We start from the raw sequence: 21,477 nt of genomic DNA, 5'->3' as shown, positions 1-21,477 counted from the left end.
ACTACATCCCCCCCTGAAACGGGTGCCGTGGCACCGAGTCGCCACTGACCCGAGGCCTCGCGACGACTATACTGGCCTTTCCTTCTTCTTTCCTGCGTCCGAGGCAAACGGATGGCCTTGCTGCACACCTTGACCACTCCCCTGCGTGCGGTGATGACCCGCATGATCGCCGCCTGGGTCCGGCCGCGTCTGATCGAGCCGCCTCCCGCCGAACTGGGGATCGCCGCCGAGCTGCCGGTATTCTATGTACTGCCTCGCACCGCCTGGAGCGATACCTGGCTGCTCGGCTCCCTCACCTCCCGCCATGGCCTGCCCACCGCCGACAGCCGCCGCCGCTTCGCGGGCCTGAATCTCCCTGGCTGTCTGGCACTGCCACGCCGACGCCAGCGTCATACCGCGGGCCACGCGCCCCCCTTCGAGGGGCTGATCGAACGCCTCGAGGCCGACCCGACGCTTGCGGTGCAGCTGGTGCCGGTCAGCATCTTCTGGGGGCGTGCTCCCGGCAAGCGGTTCGGATTCTGGCGCATGGTCGCCGCCGACAGCTGGCAGCTGACCGGACGCCTGCGCCGGCTGCTGGCGGTACTGGTCAATCGCCGCAGCGTGGAGATCCACTTCGGCGCCCCACTGCTGCTGCGCGACCTCTGTGACGGCCGCGACCCGGCCCTTACCAATCGCAAGGCGGCAAGGCTGTTGCGTGTGCACTTCCGCCGGGTGCGTAGCCGGGTGCTGGGCCCGGACCTCTCCCACCGCCGCACCCTGATCGAAGGCGTGGCATCGAGCCCCCACGTGGGCCAGGTGATCGATGAGCTCGCCGGCGAAGGGCGCCAGTCGCGGCCTCGCCTGGAGCGTCGCGCCCGTCGTTACGGTCGCGAGATCGCCTCCAACATGACCTATCCGGTGCTGCGGTTCATGGATGGCTTGCTGCGCCGGCTGTGGAACCGCCTCTATGACGGTGTCGACGTGCGCGGGCTGGAGGCGATCAAGCCGCTGGCCGAGGACCATACCCTGGTCTATGTACCGTGCCACCGCAGCCATATCGACTACCTCCTGCTCTCCTACGTGCTCTATCAAGAGGGCCTGATGCCGCCGCATATCGCCGCCGGACGCAACCTGGACATGCCCCTGGTCGGACCACTGCTGCGGCGTGGCGGCGCCTTCTTCCTGCGCCGCAGTTTCCGCGACAATCGGCTCTATGGCGCGGTATTCAATGAATACCTGCATCGCCTGATCGCCCGCGGGCATCCGCTGGAGTATTTCATGGAGGGCGGTCGTTCACGCAGCGGCCGCATGCTGCCCGCGCGTCCCGGCATGCTGGCCATGACCCTGCGCTCCTTCCTGCGCAGCCACGCCGCCGGCCAGGCCCAGCCGCTGGCTTTCGTTCCGGTCTATATCGGCTACGAACGGGTGATCGAAAGTGCCAGCTACCAGCGCGAGCTGCGCGGCGGCAGGAAGCGCAAGGAGACCCCGCTCTCCCTGCTTCGGGTCCTTGGCAAGCTACGCCAGCCCTTCGGTCGCGTGAGCCTCAATATCGGCGAGCCACTGCGGTTGGCCGATTACCTGGATCATGAGCTGGGCAGGCAGTGGCGAGGTGAGACCGGACCTCAGCCGGTGTGGCTCAACGACCTGGTACCCCGGCTGGGGGAAACCCTTAATCGACGCATCAATGCCGCCGCCGCCCTCAATCCGGTCAATATGGTAGCCCTGGTGCTACTGGCCACCCCTCACCATGCCATCGAGGAGCGCCTGCTGGTGCGCCAGCTTTCACTGCTGGCCGCGCTGCAGCGGCGCATGCCGGCTCCCACACGGGCCAGCCTGCCGGAGGGCGACCCCGAAGCCTGGATCGCTCAGGCACTGGCGCTGGGCATGATCCAGCGCCGTGATCAGTCCCTCGGCGATCTCCTGCTTGCCGACACCAACCAGGCCAGCCAGCTGGGCTGGTATCGCAACAACGTGCTGCACCTCTTCGCCCTTGCCGGGCTCACCGCCTTCGCCTTTCGTCACCAGCCGAGACACTCCCTCGATGAGCTCGAGGCCCTGCTGGCCCCCGGCTGGCCGATCCTCGCCCGCGAGCTGATGGTGACCCCGCCCCTCGACCTGCGCGAGGCGCTGGCGGCGATGCTCGAGGTGCTGGTCGAACAGGAGCTGCTGGAGCCGGATGGCGAGGGGGGCTGGCAGCGCTTCGAGGACCGCCTGGAGGCGGGCGAAAGCCTCGACCTGCTGGGTCAACTGATGCAGCCATCACTGGAGCGTGGCTACCTGCTGCTGGCGGTGCTGATCCACACGGGCTCGGGCCATCTGACGGCCGAGTCGCTGGCCGAACACAGCCGGCTGCTTGCCGAACGACTGGCGGTGCTGTCGGGGCTCGACGCACCGGAGTTCTTCGATACCCGGCTGTTCGTCAGCCTGGTGGAGAGCCTGGAGCTGGAGGGCTGGCTGTGGCGCGACGCCGAAGACCGACTCATCTTCGATGATCGACTGCGCGACGCAGCCAGGCGCTCAAGCAAGCTGTTCGACCCGGCCCTGCGCCACCGCCTGCAGCTGATCACCCGCCGCGGTGACTGATCATCCTGTCTTCAGGCTGCGATGCACATAGAGGTCATAGCGACTGGTCTTGCCCTCGATCACATGGCGCGGGGCGGGACCCTCGATCGGCGGTGCCTTCCTGGGCCGCTTGACCACCACCCGGTGGGTAGCGACATCCAGCGCCGCCTCCAGCAGACGCGGCGCATCCGCATCGTCGCCCGCCAGGGTGCGGAACAGGCGCATCTCCTTCTTGACCAGCGCCGACTTCTCGCGATGGGGAAACATCGGATCCAGATGGATGACCTGAGGCGCGAAGCCCGACTCGGCTACCCGGGCCTCGAGATCACGGGCGGCATCGCCATGCACCAGCTGCATCCGCATGGCGATCTCGGCGGTTTCGGCATCGGCCAGGGCCCTGGCCAGGCCATCCTCGAGCAGGGCGAAGATCGCCGCGACTCGCTCCATCATCAATACCCGGGCGCCCAGGCTAGCCAGCACGAAGGCATCACGGCCCAGGCCGGCAGTGGCATCCACCACCGCCGGCGTCACCCCCTGGGTGAACCCGCAGGCGCGAGCGATCAGCTGTCCGCGCCCACCGCCAAAGCGTCGCCGATGGGCGGCGCGCCCGGCGGTAAAGTCGACCGCCAGCGGCTGGCCGAAGCGCCCGGGATCACCCACCAGGACCAGGCACGCCTCTCGCCGCGCCAGCAGGAGTTCGGCATCCTGTTCGCAGGGGAGGCCCAGACGCTCGGCCAACATTGCCAGCGCCGGGTCACTTACCGCCACCGGCAAGCGCTCACTCATTTCGCCGCGCCTGCATCCATCTTCTTCCAGGCCACCTCGTTGCGCAGGTAGACCGGCTGGGCGAGATGGGCCGGCTGCCCCCTCCCCGCCTCCAGCTCCTGCAGGGCCAACAGCGCCATATCGGCGGCGTCTGCCTCCATCTCGGGCAGTTGCCGACTGACCCCTGCCTGCACCCGGGCAGGCATCCGTTCGTTCAGGCTCCAGCCGGAGCCCACGCCGACCCAGCCATGGTCATCTTCCATCACCGGCAGACAGAGCCGCTCGGGGGCCATCACGGCCTCGTCGAGAAGCGGCTCCGGCAGCCCCTCGACGCACTGCCAGGCGGCCACGTAGATCTCGCCCATGCGGGCATCCAGGGCGGTAACCACTCTGCGAAACTGGTAGCGACGATGAGCGCCCAGCGCCAAGGCCGCCAGGGTCGAGATCCCGACCAGCGGGCGGTCGAGGCCGTAGGCGAGTCCCTGGGCGGCGCCAGCGGCAATGCGCAGGCCTGTGAATGAGCCAGGACCGTGCCCATAGGCCACGGCGTCGAGCTCGCCAGGACGCACCCCCGCCTCGGCCAGCACTTCGTCGACCATGGGCAACAGGCGCCGGGTGTGCTCTCGGGGAGTCAGGGCGAAACGGGAAATCAGCTCATCATCGGCACCGGAGCGCCGACGCAACAGGGCAACAGAACAGGCGCTCGAGGAAGCATCCAGGGCCAGCAGGATCGACATGGCACCACCATCTCGGGTAAACGAGCCGCCATTATACGCGGCCGGGCCCTAGACGACGATGGCCCGCTTTACGCGGGCCATCTCTCGGCGGAAACCACCCACCACCTACAACGTGTGCGACGCTTTCCCGGCGACAGGCCTACAGGGAGGCGCTGTGAATCCCTCCCTGGACGCTACCTCGGCCTTCCCTGGTCCTCGGACCTCCCTTTCGACCTGCCCCCGGCGCGCCGCTGTGGGTAGCTCGATCAGCCCTCGAGTGCCTTGATCACCTGGGCCTTGATCTCGTCGACGCTGCCGACGCCTTCCACCCGATGGTAGATCGGCGCGCTCTCGGCATCCTGCTCGGCCCAGGCCTGGTAGTAGTCGACCAGCGGCGCGGTCTGCTCATGGTAGACCGCCAGACGGTTTCGCACGGTTGACTCGCGATCGTCCTCACGCTGGATCAGCGCCTCGCCGGTCACGTCATCCTTGCCCTCTTCCCTGGGCGGGTTATGGTCGACGTGGTAGACGCGCCCCGAGCCCGGGTGCACACGACGACCGGCCATGCGGCTGACGATCTCCTCGTCATCCACGGCGATCTCGAGCACATGATCGAGCTTCACCCGTGCCTCCTTCATGGCATCGGCCTGGGGGATGGTGCGCGGAAAGCCATCGAACAGGAAGCCGTTGGCGCAGTCAGGCTGAGCGATGCGCTCCTTGACCAGGGCGATGATGATATCGTCGGAAACCAGGCCGCCGCTGTTCATGATCTCCTTGACCTTGACGCCCAGCTCGCTGCCCTCCTTGACGGCGGTACGCAGCATGTCACCGGTCGAGATCTGCGGAATCTTGAAGCGTTCGCAGATGAACTGGGCCTGGGTGCCCTTGCCGGCACCGGGGGCGCCCAACAGGATCAAACGCATGTTAGTGTCCTCGTGTTCAAGTGGTTGTCAGATTTGAAGAAATAGTGGGGGAGGAACGATAACCGCGGCCCACGGCCAGCACAAGCGCCGGACATTGCCGAGCCCCCTTCGCCGCAGGAAAGCACCTTTTATTTCAAGGGCATCGGCTCAAATTGCACTTTGGTCTTGGCATTCCTGCAGAGACCGGAAATGACGACGGCGCCCGCAGGCGCCGTCGTGTGGCGGGTCGCAGTCTCCGCCCTACAGCAGCAGCCGACGGATATCGGTCAAAAGCTGTCCCAGCAGTGCGGTAAAGCGTGCCGCATCGGCACCGTTTACGGCCCGGTGGTCATAGGAGAGGCTCAGCGGCATCATCAGTCGCGGCTGGAAGCTTGCGCCATCCCAGACCGGCTTCATCGACGCCTTGGAGACACCCAGGATAGCCACCTCCGGCGCATTGACGATGGGGGTAAAGGCGGTACCGCCGATGGAACCCAGGCTGGAGATGGTGAAGCAGCCACCGGTCATCTCCTCGCGCTTGAGCTTCTTCGACTGCGCCTTTCCCGCCAGCTCCACCGACTCCTTGGCCAGGTCGATCAGCGACTTCTGGTCGGCATTGCGAATCACCGGCACCATAAGACCATCCGGTGTGTCCACGGCGATGCCGATATGCACGTACTTCTTGTGCACCAGGGTCTCGCCGTCGCTCTTCAGGCTGACATTGAACTGCGGGTACTGACGCAACGCGAAGGCACACGCCTTGATCAGGAAGGGCAGCGGCGTGAGTTTGGCCCCCTGGGCCTCCGCCTCGGCCTTCATCGACTTGCGGAAGGCCTCCAGCTCGGTGATATCCGCCTCGTCGAACTGGGTGACGTGGGGCAGATTGACCCAGCTGCGGTGGAGGTTGGTGGCCCCCATCTTCATGAGGCGCCCCATGGGCTTCTCTTCCACCTCGCCGAACTGGCTGAAGTCCTGATCGGGAATCGGCGGAATGCCTGAACCAGCCGCCGCCGGGGCGGCGCTGCCTGCCTCGGCCTTGCCCTGGTTGGCCATCACCTGCTTGACGTAGGCGTGGACATCCTCCTTGAGAACCCGCTTCTTGGGTCCGCTAGGCTTGACCAGAGCGAGGTCGACGCCCAGCTCGCGGGCCAGCATGCGCACCGCAGGACCGGCATGTACCAGCTTTCCATCGCGGGGCTGGTGGGCCGCCATCTCGGCTTCCGGACTCGGCGTACCTGGCGCCGTCGTCGCGGGCTTCTCGGCCTTGGGTGACTCGCTCCGAGAGGGCTCGGGGCTCTTCCTGGACGCCTGGCTGGCCGTGGGCTTGGCGGCAGCCGTCTCGATATAGCCGATCAGGTCGCCCTCGGAGACGCTGTCGCCCTCCTTGACCACGAGCTCCACCAGCTTGCCCTTGAACGGGCTCGGCACATCCATGGAGGCCTTGTCGGACTCCAGGGTAATCAGTGGCGCCTCTTCTTCCACCTCATCGCCGGCGGCCACGGCCACCTCGATGATCGGCACGTCGCTGGCACCGCCCAGATCCGGAACGCGGACCTCCTGACGTTCAGGCTCACCCGAGGAGGCCTGCTCTTCCGACTCCTCGGGCTCTTCGGCAGTCTCGCTAGCCGCGGCCGTCGGAGTGGCATCACGGGATGAGTCCGCTGCCGCATCGCCCGCCTCGCCGGCGATCTCCATGGTGCCGATGACATCGCCCTCCGAGACGGTATCCCCCTCCTTGACGGTCAGGGAAACCACCTTGCCCTGGTGCGGGCTGGGCACATCCATGGAGGCCTTGTCGGACTCCAGGGTGATCAGCGGCGCCTCCAGGTCGATCTCGTCACCCTCGGACACGGCGACGTCGATCACCTCGACATCGCTGTCACCTCCCAGGTCGGGTACGGTGATGTCCACGGTGCGCTTGCCACCGCCACTGGCCGCCGGCTTCTCGGCGGCAGGTTCCGGCTCCTTCTCGGGCGCCGGATCGCTCTGCTTCTCGCTCTCGGCGGCCGGCTCCGATTCGCCGCCACCCTCGAGCTCCAACTCGACAATATCGTCCCCCTCGGAAACGGTATCGCCCTCCTTGACCAGCACCTTGGCCACCTTGCCGCCCTTGGGCGACGGCACATCCATGCTGGCCTTGTCGGACTCGAGGGTGATCAGGGTGTCCTCGGCCTCGATGACGTCGCCTTCCGACACCGCGATCTCGATGATCTCCACATCGGTATCGCCGCCGATGTCCGGTACTTTGATGATTTCGCTACTCAAGGTCGCGCTCCTTCCAAATCGTGCCTGGAAGGGGCGGGCATCCGCCCGCCCCACCGGATCAGTCGGTCAGCGGATTCGGCTTGGCCGGATCGATGTTGTACTTGCTCAGCGCCTCGCCGATCACCTTGCGATCGAGCTCGCCGCGCTCGGCCAGCGCCTTGAGTGCTGCCACCACCACGAAGTGACGGTCAACCTCGAAGAACTCGCGGAGCTTCTCCCGAGTGTCCGAACGCCCGAAACCGTCGGTACCCAGCACATGGAAATCGGTGGGCACCCAGGCACGCACCTGATCGGCAAACAGGCGCATATAGTCGGTAGAGGCGATGGCCGGCCCCTGACGACCCTCGAGACAGCGCGTCACATGGGGCTTGGCCGGCTCGGCCTCGGGGTTGAGGAAGGCCTGGCGGTCCAGCGCCAGCGCCTCGCGGCGCAGCTCATTGAAGCTGGGCACACTCCAGATATCGGCGCCCACGCCCCAGTCGTCGCGCAGCAGCTCGGCAGCGGCCTCCACCTCGCGCATGATGGTGCCGGAGCCCATCAGTTGAACCCGGGCCTTGTCTCCCTGGGTCTCGCGCAGCAGGTACATGCCCTTGATGATGTCCTCGGCGGGCACCTCCTCTATTTCGGGGTGCTCGTAGTTCTCGTTCATCACCGTCAGGTAGTAGAAGCAGTTCTCCTTGTCGACGAACATGCGCTTCAGACCATCCTGCACGATGACCGCCAGCTCATGGGCATAGGTCGGGTCGTAGCTGCGGCAGTTGGGGATCATCGCCGCCTGCAGGTGGCTGTGGCCATCCTGGTGCTGCAGCCCCTCGCCATTGAGCGTGGTGCGTCCGGCGGTTCCCCCCACCATGAAGCCGCGTGCCTGCATGTCGCCGGCGGCCCAGGCCAGGTCCCCGATGCGCTGGAAGCCAAACATCGAGTAGTAGATATAGAACGGCAGCAGCGGCAGGCCGTTGTTGGCGTAGGAAGTTGCCGCGGCGATCCACGAGGACATGGCGCCCGCCTCGTTGATGCCCTCCTCGAGGACCTGTCCGGCCTTGTCCTCGCGATAGAACATCAGCTGGCCCTTGTCCATGGGCTCATACTTCTGACCACCGGGGCTGTAGATACCCAGCTGACGGAACATGCCCTCCATGCCGAAGGTGCGGGCCTCGTCGGGCACGATCGGCACCACCTGCTTGCCGAACGACTTGTGCTTCACCAGACCGTTGAGAATCCGCACAAAGGTCATGGTGGTGGAGACCTCGCGCCCCTTCGAGCCACCCAGCTGGCTGGCGAAGATCTTGTCGTCCAAGCCAGGGATGTCGAGCGGCTCGAAGTCGTACTGGCGTGCCGGCAGATAGCCGCCGAGGCGCTCACGCTGGAGATGCATGTACTTCATCTCCGGGGTGTCGTCGGCCGGCTTGTAATAGGGGATCTCGTGCTCGATCGCTTCGTCGGAAACGGGAATGCCGAAACGATCGCGGAAGCGCTTGAGCACCTCCGGGTCGTCGATGGACTTGACCTGGTGCGCCTCGTTGTCCGCCTCGCCGCCATCGGCACCCAGGCCGTAGCCCTTGACGGTATGCGCCAGCACCACGGTGGGACGCCCGTTGGCGTTGTTCACCGCCTCATGGTAGGCCGCATAGACCTTGAACGGGTCATGGCCACCACGGTTGAGCTTCCAGATGTCGTCATCGGAAAGATCCTTGACCATCTCGAGGGTCTCGGGATACTTGCCAAAGAAGCGCTCTCGGGTATAGGCGCCGCCCATGGCCTTGTAGTTCTGATACTCGCCATCGATGGTCTCATCCATGGCCTTCTGCAAGATGCCCTTCTTGTCCTTCTCGAAGAGCGGATCCCACAGGCGCCCCCAGACCACCTTGATCACGTTCCAGCCGGCACCCCGGAATACGCCCTCGAGCTCATCCATGATCCGCGAGTTACCGCGCACCGGGCCGTCGAGGCGCTGCAGGTTGCAGTTGACCACGAAGATCAGGTTATCGAGCTTTTCACGGCTGGCCAGGTGGATCGCGCCCAGGGATTCCGGCTCGTCACACTCGCCATCACCGAGGAAGCACCAGATCTTGCGGTCCTGCATCGGCTGCAGGCCACGCTGATCCAGATACTTCATCACGTGGGCCTGATAGATGGCCATGATCGGGCCCAGACCCATGGAAACGGTGGGCAGCTGCCAGAAATCGGGCATCAACCAGGGGTGCGGGTAGGAGGAGAGACCGTTGCCGTCAACCTCCTGACGATAGCGATCCATCTGCTCCTCGGTGAGGCGGCCTTCGAGGAAGGCGCGGGCATAGATGCCCGGGGAGCTGTGGCCCTGTATGAAGACCAGGTCGCCCTTGAAATCGCCGTTGGCAGCGCGGAAGAAATGGTTGAACCCCACTTCATAGAGAGTCGCGCTGGACATGTAGCTGGCCAGGTGGCCACCGATGCCCTTGTGCTTGCGGTTCGCCCGGGTAACCATCGCCGCCATGTTCCAGCGGATCATCGAGCGGATCTTGCGCTCCATGAAGAGATCCCCCGGCATCGGCGCCTCGCGATGCACAGGAATCGTGTTGCGATGAGGCGTGGTCGCCGAGAAAGGGGGCTGGGTACCGTCACGGCGCAGGCGGTCGGCCAGGCGGGTCAGCAGGTGCCGGGCACGCTCCTCGCCCTCGTACTCCAGGACTGATTCGAGGGCTTCCAACCACTCTGCGGTCTCGACCGGGTCGAGATCCTCTCTTGCCTCCAGACTCATAGACGTCTCTCCGAATGACGATGGATGTTGCATGCCCGCTGCTGCGCGGAAGGCAGGGCGTTCTACTGCCAGAGAGGCATCACACCCCGGGATTTTGTGTAATTTTATTACGTCACGACGCAAAGAAACCGTCGTTTCTTTGCGAAAGATACAGTAAACCTCGCCACCTGCCAAAGCAACCTTGCATGGAATTGATTTCCACACTCTTCATACTGCACCGCAACACAAGAGGTTAGCACTCCACCGAAGCAGAAACTCGACGAAAGTCAATGAGATGTAGTTAAACTACCGTATGAAGCAAGCGAGCGCCCTGACCATCACACCCGGCAAATGACTCACTCGGCCGCGTGGCACTCGCCCAGTCGCTGACGAAAGTAGGCCCAGTCGAAGGCGGGCCCCGGGTCACTCTTGCGCAGCGGTGCCACCTGCGCATGGCCGGCCACACGCGATGTCTCAAGCTCGGGGTAGGCGGCGACAAGGTCGAGAGTCACCTCGACCAGTCGCTCATATTGGGCATCGGTATAGGCAGAGACCTCGTTGCCCTCCAGCTCGATGCCGATGGCAAAGTCGTTGAGGGCGGTACGCCAGCGCTCGCCATCGCGCCAGCGGGAGCGTCCGGCGTGCCAGGCCCGGCGCTGGAAAGGCACGAACTGCACACACTCGCCATTGCGGCGAATCAGCAGGTGAGCCGAGACACGCAGGCCCTGAAGGGAAGCGAAGAAGGGGTGGGCCTCGGGGTCCAGCCGGTTGGTGAACAGATTCTCGATATGCGCTCCACCGTATTCACCCGGCGGCAGGCTGATGGAGTGCAGTACCAGCAGCGACACCTCACCGTGCGGTCGCTCGTCACAGTTGGGGGACGGCACCCGCCGCGCCCCGGCAAGCCAGCCCTGTTCAATCGCCATGCGTCTCTCCCCTGACGTCACCGGTAGGGATTCCCTATAATGGACCTCCTTGACCACTCCGGCCACCCCACGCCGACACCAACCCCACGAGTGACCCGCATGGACTTTCAGGACACCCTGCCCTACCACAACAAGCTCGTCGAAGAGATTCGCGATGCCGCCGCCCGCCTGCTGGCCGAGGACGTTGGCCCGGGCGATATCACCGCCCAACTGATTCCTGCCGAGCAGTTCGCCAGGGCTCGCGTCATCACCCGCGATGACTGCGTGCTGTGCGGGGTGGCCTGGGTCGATGAGCTGTTTCGCCGCCTCGATGCCACGGTGACCCTGCGCTGGCTGGCCGCCGACGGAGACACCCTGAAGGCCGGCCAGTGCTTCCTCGAGCTGGAGGGGGCGGCGCGCAGCCTGCTGACCGGCGAGCGCGCGGCGCTCAACCTGTTGCAGACGCTATCCGCTACCGCCACTCACACCCGCCACTACGTCGACCTGATCGCCGACACCGGCGTGCGCCTGCTCGACACCCGCAAGACCCTGCCCGGGCTGCGCCTGGCGCAGAAGTATGCGGTGGCCTGCGGCGGAGGGCATAACCATCGTATCGGGCTATGGGATGCCTTCCTGATCAAGGAGAACCATATCGCCGCCTGTGGTGGTATCGAGGCGGCGGTGAGCGAGGCCCGCCGCATCGCGAGCGACCTGCCGGTAGAAGTGGAGGTGGAGAGCCTCGACGAGCTTGACCAGGCCCTGGCGGCCGATGCCGACATCATCATGCTCGACAATTTCGGCCTCGACGAGCTGCGGGAGGCCGTACGACGCAACGCCGGCAAAGCGACCCTGGAGGCTTCCGGCAACGTCGACAGGAGTACGCTGCGCGCCATCGCCGACACCGGGGTCGACTGCATCTCCAGCGGCGCCCTGACCAAGGATGTCAAGGCGATCGACCTTTCCATGCGCCTGGAAGACTAGGTCTGCAGCGCGACCAGCGACTTCTCCAGCCGATGGCGAGACAGCCGCTCACCGTTGCGCTCCACATACTCATGACCAAGGTCGCGCCAGCCGCGCCGCTCCAGCCCCACGGCCAGCATCAGGCTTGCCTCGATGCTGGCACGAGACACCCCGCGCTCGATCAGCAGTCGCTCGGCGTGAATCAAGAGCGTTGAACCGATGCCACGACGCGCCAGCGAAGGCCATACATAGAGCGTCACGATGCGGCCGGCATGGGGCTCCAGCTCGAGAAAGCCGACGCAGCGGCCGTCACACTCCGCCACCAGGGTGGTATAGAGAGCCTGTCGCGCCGCCCAGGCACACGCATCTCGCGGCAATGCCGAGACCCAGGCATCACGCTGGGGCCTGGTGTAGTGTGCAGAAGCCCCCTGCATCACCGCATGATGAAAGACCTCGGCCTGGTCGCCGGCGTCTCGCGCCAGGGCCTCGCGGTAGCGTATTCGCGGTGCGGGGCAGCGCGTGGCCTCCCTCTTCAGCACTGCAGCAGCCTCATCCATGGGATGTCTCGCAACGTTGGTGAATGCCGAGAGACTACACAACCCCACGCCGACAGGCCAACCGCGGTCGCCGGCCTGAGCGGGGCCAGGCATAATGACCTCCATGAGCGTTCACTCCTCCCCCCCGGCCATCACCCTGTCGCCCATCGGCCTGATCGAGAGCGACTTCCCCGACAAGTTCGGTGTGCCTCGCCAGCCCGGCCTGGCCCCCTCGGCTCGTGCCCTCCTCCGACTACTCCCCCCCTACGATGACCCGCTGACGGTCAGGGGGCTGGAGACCTTCAGCCATCTGTGGCTCACCTTTCTCTTTCACCAGAGTCCCGAACGCTGGACACCACTGGTGCGACCGCCACGCCTCGGCGGCAATCGCCGGGTCGGGGTCTTCGCCAGCCGCAGCACCCACCGGCCCAACCGCCTGGGCCTGTCTCTGGTGGAGCTGATCGAGGTCGACACTCGGGGCGGCGTCAGGCTGCTGCTCGCCGGTGCCGACCTGGTGAACGGCACCCCGGTGCTCGATATCAAGCCTTACCTGCCCTGGGCAGAAGCCAGACCCGAGGCCAGCGCCGGCTTCGCTCCCGAGGCCCCTCACCGACTCCCGGTATGCTTCACCCAGACCGCCGAAGCGACGCTTGCCGGACGTGATGATGCCGCCTCGCTGCGCTCACTGATCGAGGAGGTGCTGAGCCAGGACCCTCGGCCGGCCTATCGCGACGACGATGAAGCACGCCGTTATGGCGTTCGCCTGCGCGAGCTGGATATACGCTTTCGTGTCGTGGCAGCATCCCGCGGCACCCGCCTCCTGGAAGTGCTGGAGATCGTGCCTGCATAAACGACCAGGGGCCCCGCAGGGCCCCTGGTGATGCCAACCTGAAACCTCGGCCTCAGTCGAAGCTGACCCCGATTCGACGCCCGACCTCCTCGTAGGCCTCGATCACGCCACCGAGCCCCTGGCGGAAGCGATCCTTGTCGAGCTTCTCGCGCGTCTCGGCATCCCACAGACGGCAACCGTCCGGGGAGAACTCGTCGCCCAGGACAAGCTGCCCCTTGAACAGGCCGAACTCCAGCTTGTAGTCCACCAGCAGCAGGCCGCCATCGGCAAACAGCTGCTTGAGCACCGCGTTGACCTTGAAGGTCAGCGCCTTCATCTCGGCCAGCTGGTCGGCGGTCGCCCAGCCGAAGGTTTCGGCCAACGACTCGTTGATCATGGGGTCGTGCAGGGCATCATTCTTGAGAAACAGCTCGAAGGTGGGCGGCGAGAGCGCCTCCCCCTCGGTCACGCCCAGCCGCTTTACCAGGCTGCCCGCGGCGATATTGCGCACCACGCACTCGACTGGAATCATCTCCAGCGTCTTGACCAGGCTTTCGGTGTCGGAGAGGCGCTTCTCGAAGTGGGTGGGCACCCCCGCTGCAGACAACGTCTCCATGATGAAGGCGTTGAAGCGGTTGTTGACCATCCCCTTGCGGTCCAGCGACTCCATGCGCTCGCCGTCGAAGGCGCTGGTGTCATCGCGGAATTGCAGTATTACGCGATCCGGGTCATCGGTGGTGAAGACCGACTTGGCCTTGCCGGCGTAGAGTTCTTGACGCTTTTCCATGGAAGCCTCCGGAGGGCTTGGTCAGTTGGAAGGTTGCAGCTCAGGCGATGGCTTGCCATGCCAGACCATCGTCCTGGCAGGCTACCATCAACCGCGATGTGTCACCGTCGAGCAGTGGCGTCAAAGCCTCCAGCGCCAGCTCGGGGCGATTGTTGTGTTCAGATAGATGCGAACAGGCGATTCGCTGCAGGCGGTCGAGGCCGAGCCGGGTCAGCAGCGTCGCCGCCTGGGTATTGGCCAGATGCCCCCAGTCACCTCCCACTCGCCGCTTGAGGCGGGGTGGATAGGGACCCTCGGCAAGCATCCGGACATCATGGTTGCACTCAAGCACCAGGGCATCGCAGCCGGCAAAGGCCTGGGCGACATGCTCGGTGGGGTGTCCGAGGTCGGTGAGCAGCCCCAGGTGTCGCCCACCGCCCTGAATACGGAACTGCACCGGCTCGCGGGCATCATGCGGCACGGTCACCGGGTCGATATGGAGTCCCTTCACGGCGAAGCGCGCCTGGGGGGTGATCCAGTGGCGTTCGGGCAGTTCACCCAGCCGACCACTCCCCCAAGTACCCGGAGTCAGCCACACCGGCACCCCGTAGCGACGAGCCAGGGGGCCTACCCCACGAATATGGTCGCCATGCTCATGGGTCACCAACAGGGCATCGAGTTGCCGCGGATGCAGCCCCAGACGGGCCAGGCGGCGTTCGGCTTCGCGCAGCGTGAAACCGCAGTCCACCAGCAGACGTGTCTCGCCATCGCTCACCAGGGTCGCGTTACCCTTGCTGCCGCTGCCCAGCGATGCAAAGTACAGTCGTCCGCCTTGGCGAGCGATGATGTTGCCGGCCTCCGTCATCAGCGCAGCAGGCTCGCCACTCGCTCCAGCAGCTCACGTCGGTCCTCGGCACTGAAGCCGCGCTCGCTGAGATTTACCGCCCGCAACAGGGTGCGGTCGGGGCCCTCGCGCTCCAGCTCCAGGCGAATCTCTCGCGGCGACTCGGAGGTCACCAGTCCTTTCCAGAACCCGACACTGCGCTCGGAAAGCGGCAGGTAGCGAATGCGATGGGAGTAGTCCGCCGGAATGCCTTCCAGCAGCTCGCGACGCTCCTCGACGGTGAAGTCCTGCTTGAGCTGGTAGTCGAGTTCGGCCCAGGTGCGGTCAATATCCAGCGGCACCTCGACCGCCCACTCGTCACCCCGCTTAACGAGGTGCAGACGCTCCCCACCGGCCAGGCGCTGGGCCTGCAATGAAGCGGTTTTCGACGCCGTGGCGCTGCGCGCAGCGAGATACTGCTCCAGGGCACCGAGGCAGGCACTCTCCGGGCGCCCGGCTTGATCGCAACGCACCTCGCTGTCACCGGCACGCAGTCCCTGGCGAACGCTCAGGCGCCCCTGGCGCGTCTCGACCACCCCGCGACTCGAATCGCTGGCGACCACCTCCAGGCCACGGCTGCGCGCGAAGCTCTCCAGCTGTGGCCAGACGCTGTCCGGGGCGGCTCCCACCACCAGCCAGGCGTCGTCACCCACTCGGCGGGACTCGACGAACTCACGCTGAAGTCGACCGGCACCCAGCGGTTGCGGTGCCGGTGCCTCGAAGTCACCCGTGGAGCCGTGAAAGTCGGCGGCCGTCTCGGGCACCGGCATGGCGTCACGATAGCGCTCGGCAGCACGACCCTCGGGCAGCGTCAGGGGCGCCGCCTGGCGGGCATCGGCATAGTCGATATTACGATCGTGATAATAGCCGTCATCACGGGCACAGCCGGCCAGGGCGACGAGCATCGCCAGCGGCAGCCATTTCAGCGCTGAGTTCATGGGTCTACCTTGCTTCCAGTTGTCCAGGGGCCGGCGCGGTGCCGATCAGTCGTCGATCAGGCCGGCCAGTTGCAGGGCTTCGCTGATGGTGGAGTGGTACTTCTCCGACAGCCAGGTGAGCGGCAGACGGATGCCCGGCTCGATCAGCCCCATGCGATTGAGTGACCACTTGACCGGGATCGGGTTGGCCTCGATGCCGAGATTGGTATGCAGCGGCATCAGGCGAGTATTGAGCTGATGCGCACGTTCGGCATCGCCGGCGACCGCGGCGGCACACAGCTCGTGCATGGCTTGAGGCGCCACGTTGGCCGTTACCGAGATATCCCCATGACCGCCCATCAGCATGAAGTCACAGGCGGTGCCATCATCCCCCGAGTAGAGCATGAAGCCACTGCCCGCGAGGCGACCGATCAGGTCCTCGGCACGCTCCAGATTACCGGTGGCGTCCTTGAGCCCGACGATATTGTCCACCTCGGCGAGGCGCAGCACGGTCTCGTTGTAGAGGTCGGAGCAGGTGCGGCCGGGCACATTGTAGAGGATCACCGGCAACTCGCTACCCTCGGCGACCGCCTTGAAGTGGCGATAGAGCCCCTCCTGGGTCGGCTTGTTGTAGTAAGGGCAGACCGACAGGCAGTAGTCGGCGCCTACCTCGCTGGCATAGCGGGCCAGCTCAACGGCCTCGGAGGTGGCGTTGGCGCCGGTACCGGCAATCACCGGAATCCGTCCGTCAACCTCCTCCACCACCGTCCGAATCACATCGAAGTGCTCGGCAAATGACATGGTGGTGGGCTCGCCGGTGGTACCGGCGGCGACGATGCCATCGGTGCCATGGTCGAGATGGAAGTTCACCAGGCGACGCAGCGCCTCCCAATCGATATCGCCATTGACCTTCATCGGCGTCGCCAGGGCGACGATGCTTCCCGTGACCATCCTCTCTATCCTCTCGGTTCGACTGCTGCCGGCTCGATTGCCGCTCGGCGCCCCGGCCCTAGCGGCGCCCAGACGGGGCAGGTCGCTGCCCCCAAGGCTCAAATGGTACTCAGGCGGCCCAGGCCTGTACAGCGACGCGACCAGATTCCACCACCCTCTTTGACAGCCGGGCGGGGGTTGCGTGTAATCGACGCCTCGTGACCCACTCACCCAGGAGACTCCCATGAGTGTCAGCATCGGCCAGCCGGTACCCGACTTCACAGCCCTCGCCACCGGCGACACCAGCGTTACCCTGTCCGAGTTCAAGGGGCGTCAGGTCGTGATCTTCTTCTACCCCAGGGCCAGCACCCCCGGCTGTACCACCGAAGGCGGTGACTTCCGCGATCGCAAGGCGGAGTTCGAGGCTGCCAATACCGTGGTGCTTGGCGCCTCTCGGGACGGCATTCGGGCTCAGGAGAACTTCAAGGCAAAGCAGGCGTTCAACTTCGCCCTTATCTCCGACAAGGAGGAGACACTCTGCCGGCTGTTCGACGTGATCAAGCTCAAGAAGATGTACGGCAAGGAGCACCTTGGCATCGAGCGCAGCACCTTCCTGATCGACAGCGAAGGCAAGCTGGCCCACGAGTGGCGCGGGGTCAAGGTCAAGGGCCACGCCCAGGAAGTCCTGGAGAGGGCTCAGTCCCTGAACGAGGGCACCGGCGACACCGAGTAACCGCCGACGGGGCCGCCGGGGGGCGGCCTCACTCCCCTGCCACCACCTCGCCGCCCTCGCCCTCGCGATGACGCTTGACCCCCCGGGGCCAGGCGTAGACCAGCGCCTTGATCAGGGTCGCCAGCGGGATGGCGAAGAAGATGCCCCAGAACCCCCAGATGCCGCCGAAAAACAGCACCGCCACGATGATCGATACCGGATGCAGGTTGACCGCTTCGGAGAACAGTACCGGCACCAGCACATTGCCATCCAGCGCCTGAATCACCCCATACGCGACCAGCACATAGAGGAACTGATCGCTCATGCCGAAGTGGAAGCCCGCCACGGCGGCTACCGGTAGCGTCGCCACCGCGGCGCCGATGTACGGTACCAGCACCGAGAACCCCACCAGCACCGCCAGCAGCGCAGTATACGGCAGCCCGAAGAAGGCAAAGGTCAGGAATGCCGCCGTACCCACGATCATGATCTCGATAAACTTGCCACGCACATAATTGGCGATCTGGCTGTCCATCTCATGCCAGATACGGGTCATCAGGGTGCGCTTGCGTGGGAGCAGCGACAGGATGAAGTCCACCAGGCGCTCACGATCCTTGAGCAGGAAGAACACCAGGATCGGCACCAGCACCAGATAGATGATCAGCGCCAGAACATTGCCCAGCGAAGCCAGGGAGAGGGTAAGCGCGCGCTGTCCGAACTGGGTCATCTCGCGGCCAGCCACGGCGATCCAATTCTGGATCTGGTCCGGAGTGACCAGCTGCGGATAGCGTTCCTGCAGATCATCGAGCAGCTGCTGGCCACTGGCGAACATCCGCGGGGTCTCCTGCACCAGCGCCACCAGCTGGTTCCAGATCAGCGGCATCAGGATAAGAGCCATCGCCAGCAACAGTCCCAGGAAGAAGAGGAACACCAGGATCACTGCCAGCAGGTGGGGGACATGTCGCCGCTCGAGCCAGCTCACCGCCCCCTGAAGCAGAAAGGCGATCACCAGCGCCGTCAGAAAGGGGGCCAGCATGCGCCCCAGAAAGACTACCACCGCGATGCCGAGCACCAGGACCAACAGCAGGATCACCGCCTCCTCGTCGGACAGATAGCGATCGACCCACCCCCTGAGCACGGCACGCAAGGTCATGAAGCACGCCCCTCGCCCTTGCGGATCCAGTAGTGATAGATGCTGTCGCGCTCCTCCCTGGCCGGCATTTCGTGAGCGCTCTGTTCGATATAGGTGGCAAAGTCCCCCCAGGAGCCGGCATCGGTGGCCTTCACCTCGAGAAGCTGACCAACCTCGAGCCGGGAGAGCGCCTGCTTGGCCTTGAGCAGGGGAAGCGGGCAAGGCAGTCCGCAGACATCGAGTACTTGGTCGGGTTGCAGAGACATGTAGACTCCCTGAAGAATGCGGAATATCGCCACCTGGCTTGGCCAGAGGCGGGAAGCCCTAGGATTTAAAGGCACTTTGCGAGGCGAATCAATGTCAGAGTGTGGGCCCGCCTCGCCCCAAGGAGAGCTTGCCCATGCCGTCACGCCCCCTCCCTCGTGCTGCTGCCCTGCTGCTGGGGCTGTGCCTGGCACTGCCTGCCGTCGGCCAGTGGACCGAACCCGCCTGGGAGAGCAGCGCCGACCTGCCCAGCCTGTCAGCACCGGGTCATCGGGCCGCCAGCAGTGAGGAGTATCGACTGGGGCGTGCCTGGCTACGCCAGTTTCGCGCCCGGGCCCCCGAATGGCAGGACCCCATCGCCCAGGCCTATGTCGAGGCACTGCTCGCTCGACTCGCCTCCCATGCCGGAGTCGACACCAGTGAGCTGCTCGTGACCCTGGTCGACAGCCATCGCCTCAACGCCTTCGCGGTACCGGGCGGCGTGGTTGGCATCAACGCCGGGCTGTTCGCCTTCGCCGACCAGGAGGCGGAGCTGGTCTCGGTGCTCGCCCATGAGCTCGGCCACCTGGCCCAACGCCACTACTCGCGCGGCCAGGCTCGCGCCGAGCAGACCCAGGTCCCCGCCATGGCCGCCATGCTGGCTGGCATGCTGATCGCCGCCGCCGGAGGGGGCGATGCAGGCATCGGCGTCGCCATGGGCTCCCAGGCCGCCTTTATCCAGGACCAGCTGAGCTACTCACGCCGCTATGAGCAGGAGGCCGACCGCCTGGGGCTGCAGGTCATGGCGGAAGCGGGCTACGACCCCGAGGCCATGGTCTCGATGTTTCGCGCCATGCAGCGGCTGGCCAGCCTGCAGGGCGGCACCCCTCCCGAGTTTCTGCTCACCCACCCGCTTACCGAGTCGCGCATCAGTGATACCGCATCACGCGCCGCCAAGCTCTCGGTGCAGGAACAACGAGATGGCCTGCAGTACCACCTGGTGCGTGCCCGTGCACTGCTGGCGATTCACCGGACAGACCCCGACCGGGCGAGGACCCGGCTGACTCAGGGCGATGTCCCCCGGCAGGCGGAGCGTTATCTGGCGGCCTTGATCAGCGCCGAACGGGGCGATACGGATGAGGCGCTGCGCCGGCTCGACGCCCTGGCGCGGGAGCAGCCCGACCTCACCCTGATCCCCGCCACGGCGGCCGAAACTGCCTTCGCCGCCGGACGCACCGATGACGCCATCGAACGCAGCCGGCGTCTGCTGCGTCTGGTTCCGGGACATGTCCCGACCAGCCTCACCCTCGCCGAAGCACAGCTCCAGCGTGATCCCGAGGCGGCATGGCGCCTTCTGCGCGATCTGGCAGACCGGCGCCCCGAGGACCATCGCGTGTTTGCACTGCTCGCCGAGGCGGCGGGTCGCAGCGGTCGCGAGGCCCTGGGCCACCTGGCCCGCGCCGAATATCAGCAGCTTACCGGACGCATTACCGATGCCATTCGTCAGCTGGGCGTGGCTCGTCGAGTGGCCGATCAGGAAGACAACGCTACCGCGGCCGCGCGTATCGAGCAGCGTTACGAGGCGTTCCTCGACTACCGAGAAACGCTCGAGAAGTTTCAATAACGCCGTCAGCCAGCGAGTCGACGCCACGCCCAGCGGCAAGGGGGTTTCTTACAACAAGCGCTAGGAGGGCCTAGCGCTTGAAGTTGAGCATCCGCTCCAGGGGCCTCAGCGCCGCATGGCGAAGCTCTGTTTCGACCTGAATCTCACCGAGCCCATGACGCAGGGCATCGGCCAGGTTATCCAACCCGTTCATCGCCATCCAGGGGCAGTGGGCACAGCTCTTGCAGGTGGCACCATTGCCAGCCGTAGGCGCCTCGAATAGCGTCTTTTCCGGCACCACCTGCTGCATCTTGAAGAAGATGCCACGATCGGTGGCCACGATCAGCTTGTCGTTGGGCAGCTCCTTGGCCGCCTGGATCAGCTGGGACGTCGAGCCCGCCACATCGGCCAGCTCCACCACCGCCGCCGGCGACTCCGGGTGCACCAGCACCGCGGCCTCCGGATAGAGCGCCTTGAGGTCCTCGACCCCCTTGGACTTGAACTCTTCGTGGACGATGCAGGCACCATCCCATAGCAGCATGTCGGCACCGGTCTGCTTCTGGATATAGCCCCCCAGGTGCTTGTCCGGCGCCCACAGGATCTTCTCGCCGCGGGCCTGGAGGTGCTCGATCACCTCCACGGCGATGGAGGAAGTCACCACCCAGTCGGCACGCGCTTTCACCGCCGCCGAGGTGTTGGCGTAGACCACCACGGTGCGGTCGGGGTGCTGGTCGCAGAAGGCGCTGAACTCATCGGCCGGACAGCCCAGATCGAGCGAACAGGTCGCCTCCAGGGTCGGCATCAGTACTCGCTTCTCGGGGGAGAGAATCTTGGCGGTCTCACCCATGAAGCGTACACCGGCCACCACCAGGGTATCGGCCGGATGCCGGGCGCCGAAGCGAGCCATCTCCAGGGAGTCGGCCACGCAGCCCCCGGTCTCCTCAGCCAGCTGCTGGATGGCATCATCGGTGTAGTAATGGGCCACCAGAACGGCGTTGTTGGCCTCGAGAAGCCGCTTGATCTCCTCGATGCGCGCCTGATCCTGGGCGGGAATACGGGTGGGGCAATAGGTGCGGGCCAGGTGCTCACGCACCTCGGCACGGGAAGTCATGATCGTCATCGTGTCTACCACTGTGACCGGCAGGGGCTCCCCCTGCAG

19 protein-coding genes are annotated in these 21,477 nt (G+C 65.5%); 5 read left to right on the top strand and 14 right to left on the bottom strand.

Annotated features, from left to right (window positions below):
* Positions 1-111 precede the first annotated feature (111 nt).
* The gene (plsB, locus tag Q0894_RS15360; protein ID WP_299236965.1) at positions 112-2,562 is read left to right on the top strand and encodes a glycerol-3-phosphate 1-O-acyltransferase PlsB; all 2,451 of its coding nucleotides are present in this window, start codon (positions 112-114) and stop codon (positions 2,560-2,562) included.
* Here plsB and Q0894_RS15355 read toward each other — a convergent pair whose 3' ends face one another.
* From Q0894_RS15355 to ampD, 6 genes are all read right to left on the bottom strand, one after another.
* Entirely contained in the window at positions 2,563-3,327 is a 765-nt protein-coding gene (locus tag Q0894_RS15355) for a class I SAM-dependent methyltransferase (RefSeq protein ID WP_299236962.1), read from the bottom strand.
* Positions 3,324-4,043: a tRNA (adenosine(37)-N6)-threonylcarbamoyltransferase complex dimerization subunit type 1 TsaB gene (gene tsaB / locus Q0894_RS15350; RefSeq protein ID WP_299236959.1), complete on the bottom strand. Its 720-nt coding sequence runs from the start codon at positions 4,041-4,043 to the stop codon at positions 3,324-3,326. Before tsaB ends, Q0894_RS15355 begins: the two co-directional genes overlap by 4 nt.
* Before the next feature lie 245 nt (positions 4,044-4,288).
* A complete protein-coding gene (adk, locus tag Q0894_RS15345) occupies positions 4,289-4,945 on the bottom strand; it encodes an adenylate kinase (protein WP_299236957.1) in 657 nt (218 codons plus the stop codon).
* Between the two features lie 240 nt (positions 4,946-5,185).
* Positions 5,186-7,189 carry a pyruvate dehydrogenase complex dihydrolipoyllysine-residue acetyltransferase gene (aceF, locus tag Q0894_RS15340; RefSeq protein ID WP_299236954.1) on the bottom strand — a complete coding sequence of 668 codons (2,004 nt, stop codon included), beginning with the start codon at positions 7,187-7,189 and terminating at the stop codon, positions 5,186-5,188.
* A 58-nt stretch (positions 7,190-7,247) separates the two neighbouring features.
* On the bottom strand, positions 7,248-9,926 hold the full coding sequence (aceE, locus tag Q0894_RS15335) for a pyruvate dehydrogenase (acetyl-transferring), homodimeric type (protein ID WP_299236952.1): 2,679 nt from the start codon (positions 9,924-9,926) through the stop codon (positions 7,248-7,250).
* Positions 9,927-10,261: 335 nt separating this feature from the next.
* On the bottom strand, positions 10,262-10,831 hold the full coding sequence (gene ampD / locus Q0894_RS15330) for a 1,6-anhydro-N-acetylmuramyl-L-alanine amidase AmpD (protein WP_299236950.1): 570 nt from the start codon (positions 10,829-10,831) through the stop codon (positions 10,262-10,264).
* Positions 10,832-10,948: 117 nt separating this feature from the next.
* On the opposite strand from ampD, the gene nadC reads away from it, so the two are divergent.
* Positions 10,949-11,791, top strand: a complete 843-nt coding sequence (gene nadC, locus Q0894_RS15325) for a carboxylating nicotinate-nucleotide diphosphorylase (RefSeq protein ID WP_205741936.1) — start codon at positions 10,949-10,951, stop codon at positions 11,789-11,791.
* Here the strand turns inward: nadC and Q0894_RS15320 are convergent.
* The gene (locus Q0894_RS15320; RefSeq protein ID WP_299236948.1) at positions 11,788-12,327 is read right to left on the bottom strand and encodes a GNAT family N-acetyltransferase; all 540 of its coding nucleotides are present in this window, start codon (positions 12,325-12,327) and stop codon (positions 11,788-11,790) included. The two genes, nadC and Q0894_RS15320, sit on opposite strands and share 4 nt — an antisense overlap.
* 103 nt (positions 12,328-12,430) lie before the next feature.
* Between Q0894_RS15320 and tsaA the strand changes: the two genes are divergently transcribed.
* A complete protein-coding gene (gene tsaA, locus Q0894_RS15315) occupies positions 12,431-13,156 on the top strand; it encodes a tRNA (N6-threonylcarbamoyladenosine(37)-N6)-methyltransferase TrmO (protein ID WP_299236946.1) in 726 nt (241 codons plus the stop codon).
* Between the two features lie 52 nt (positions 13,157-13,208).
* Here the strand turns inward: tsaA and purC are convergent, their stop codons facing one another.
* Genes purC through dapA form a run of 4 tightly spaced genes read right to left on the bottom strand, consistent with a single transcriptional unit; the run spans position 13,209 to position 16,652 of the window.
* The gene (gene purC, locus Q0894_RS15310) at positions 13,209-13,922 is read right to left on the bottom strand and encodes a phosphoribosylaminoimidazolesuccinocarboxamide synthase (protein ID WP_195688962.1); all 714 of its coding nucleotides are present in this window, start codon (positions 13,920-13,922) and stop codon (positions 13,209-13,211) included.
* 40 nt (positions 13,923-13,962) lie between these two features.
* Positions 13,963-14,766 carry an MBL fold metallo-hydrolase gene (locus Q0894_RS15305; RefSeq protein ID WP_299236940.1) on the bottom strand — a complete coding sequence of 268 codons (804 nt, stop codon included), beginning with the start codon at positions 14,764-14,766 and terminating at the stop codon, positions 13,963-13,965.
* Positions 14,766-15,722 carry a lipoprotein, NlpB gene (locus Q0894_RS15300; RefSeq protein ID WP_299236937.1) on the bottom strand — a complete coding sequence of 319 codons (957 nt, stop codon included), beginning with the start codon at positions 15,720-15,722 and terminating at the stop codon, positions 14,766-14,768. The genes Q0894_RS15305 and Q0894_RS15300 overlap by 1 nt, the downstream gene beginning before the upstream one ends.
* Positions 15,723-15,767: 45 nt before the next feature.
* Positions 15,768-16,652 (bottom strand): 4-hydroxy-tetrahydrodipicolinate synthase, encoded by an 885-nt coding sequence (dapA, locus tag Q0894_RS15295; RefSeq protein ID WP_299236935.1) that lies wholly within the window; start codon positions 16,650-16,652, stop codon positions 15,768-15,770.
* 223 nt (positions 16,653-16,875) lie between these two features.
* Between dapA and Q0894_RS15290 the strand changes: the two genes are divergently transcribed.
* The gene (locus tag Q0894_RS15290; protein ID WP_299236933.1) at positions 16,876-17,364 is read left to right on the top strand and encodes a peroxiredoxin; all 489 of its coding nucleotides are present in this window, start codon (positions 16,876-16,878) and stop codon (positions 17,362-17,364) included.
* A 28-nt stretch (positions 17,365-17,392) separates the two neighbouring features.
* Here Q0894_RS15290 and Q0894_RS15285 read toward each other — a convergent pair whose 3' ends face one another.
* Complete coding sequence (locus Q0894_RS15285; protein ID WP_299236931.1) at positions 17,393-18,493, bottom strand: AI-2E family transporter; 1,101 nt, start codon at positions 18,491-18,493, stop codon at positions 17,393-17,395.
* Positions 18,490-18,738 carry a sulfurtransferase TusA family protein gene (locus Q0894_RS15280; RefSeq protein WP_299236929.1) on the bottom strand — a complete coding sequence of 83 codons (249 nt, stop codon included), beginning with the start codon at positions 18,736-18,738 and terminating at the stop codon, positions 18,490-18,492. Before Q0894_RS15280 ends, Q0894_RS15285 begins: the two co-directional genes overlap by 4 nt.
* Positions 18,739-18,872: 134 nt before the next feature.
* Between Q0894_RS15280 and Q0894_RS15275 the strand changes: the two genes are divergently transcribed.
* Positions 18,873-20,339 (top strand): M48 family metalloprotease, encoded by a 1,467-nt coding sequence (locus Q0894_RS15275; RefSeq protein ID WP_299236927.1) that lies wholly within the window; start codon positions 18,873-18,875, stop codon positions 20,337-20,339.
* A gap of 70 nt (positions 20,340-20,409) precedes the next feature.
* Here the strand turns inward: Q0894_RS15275 and nadA are convergent, their stop codons facing one another.
* On the bottom strand, positions 20,410-21,438 hold the full coding sequence (gene nadA / locus Q0894_RS15270) for a quinolinate synthase NadA (protein WP_299236925.1): 1,029 nt from the start codon (positions 21,436-21,438) through the stop codon (positions 20,410-20,412).
* Between the last annotated feature and the right edge of the window lie 39 nt (positions 21,439-21,477).

Source organism: uncultured Halomonas sp. (assembly GCF_947501415.1).
GTDB lineage: Bacteria > Pseudomonadota > Gammaproteobacteria > Pseudomonadales > Halomonadaceae > Halomonas.
Note: the sequence above shows the minus strand (reverse complement) of the source record. Positions and strands in the feature narration are given on the sequence as shown.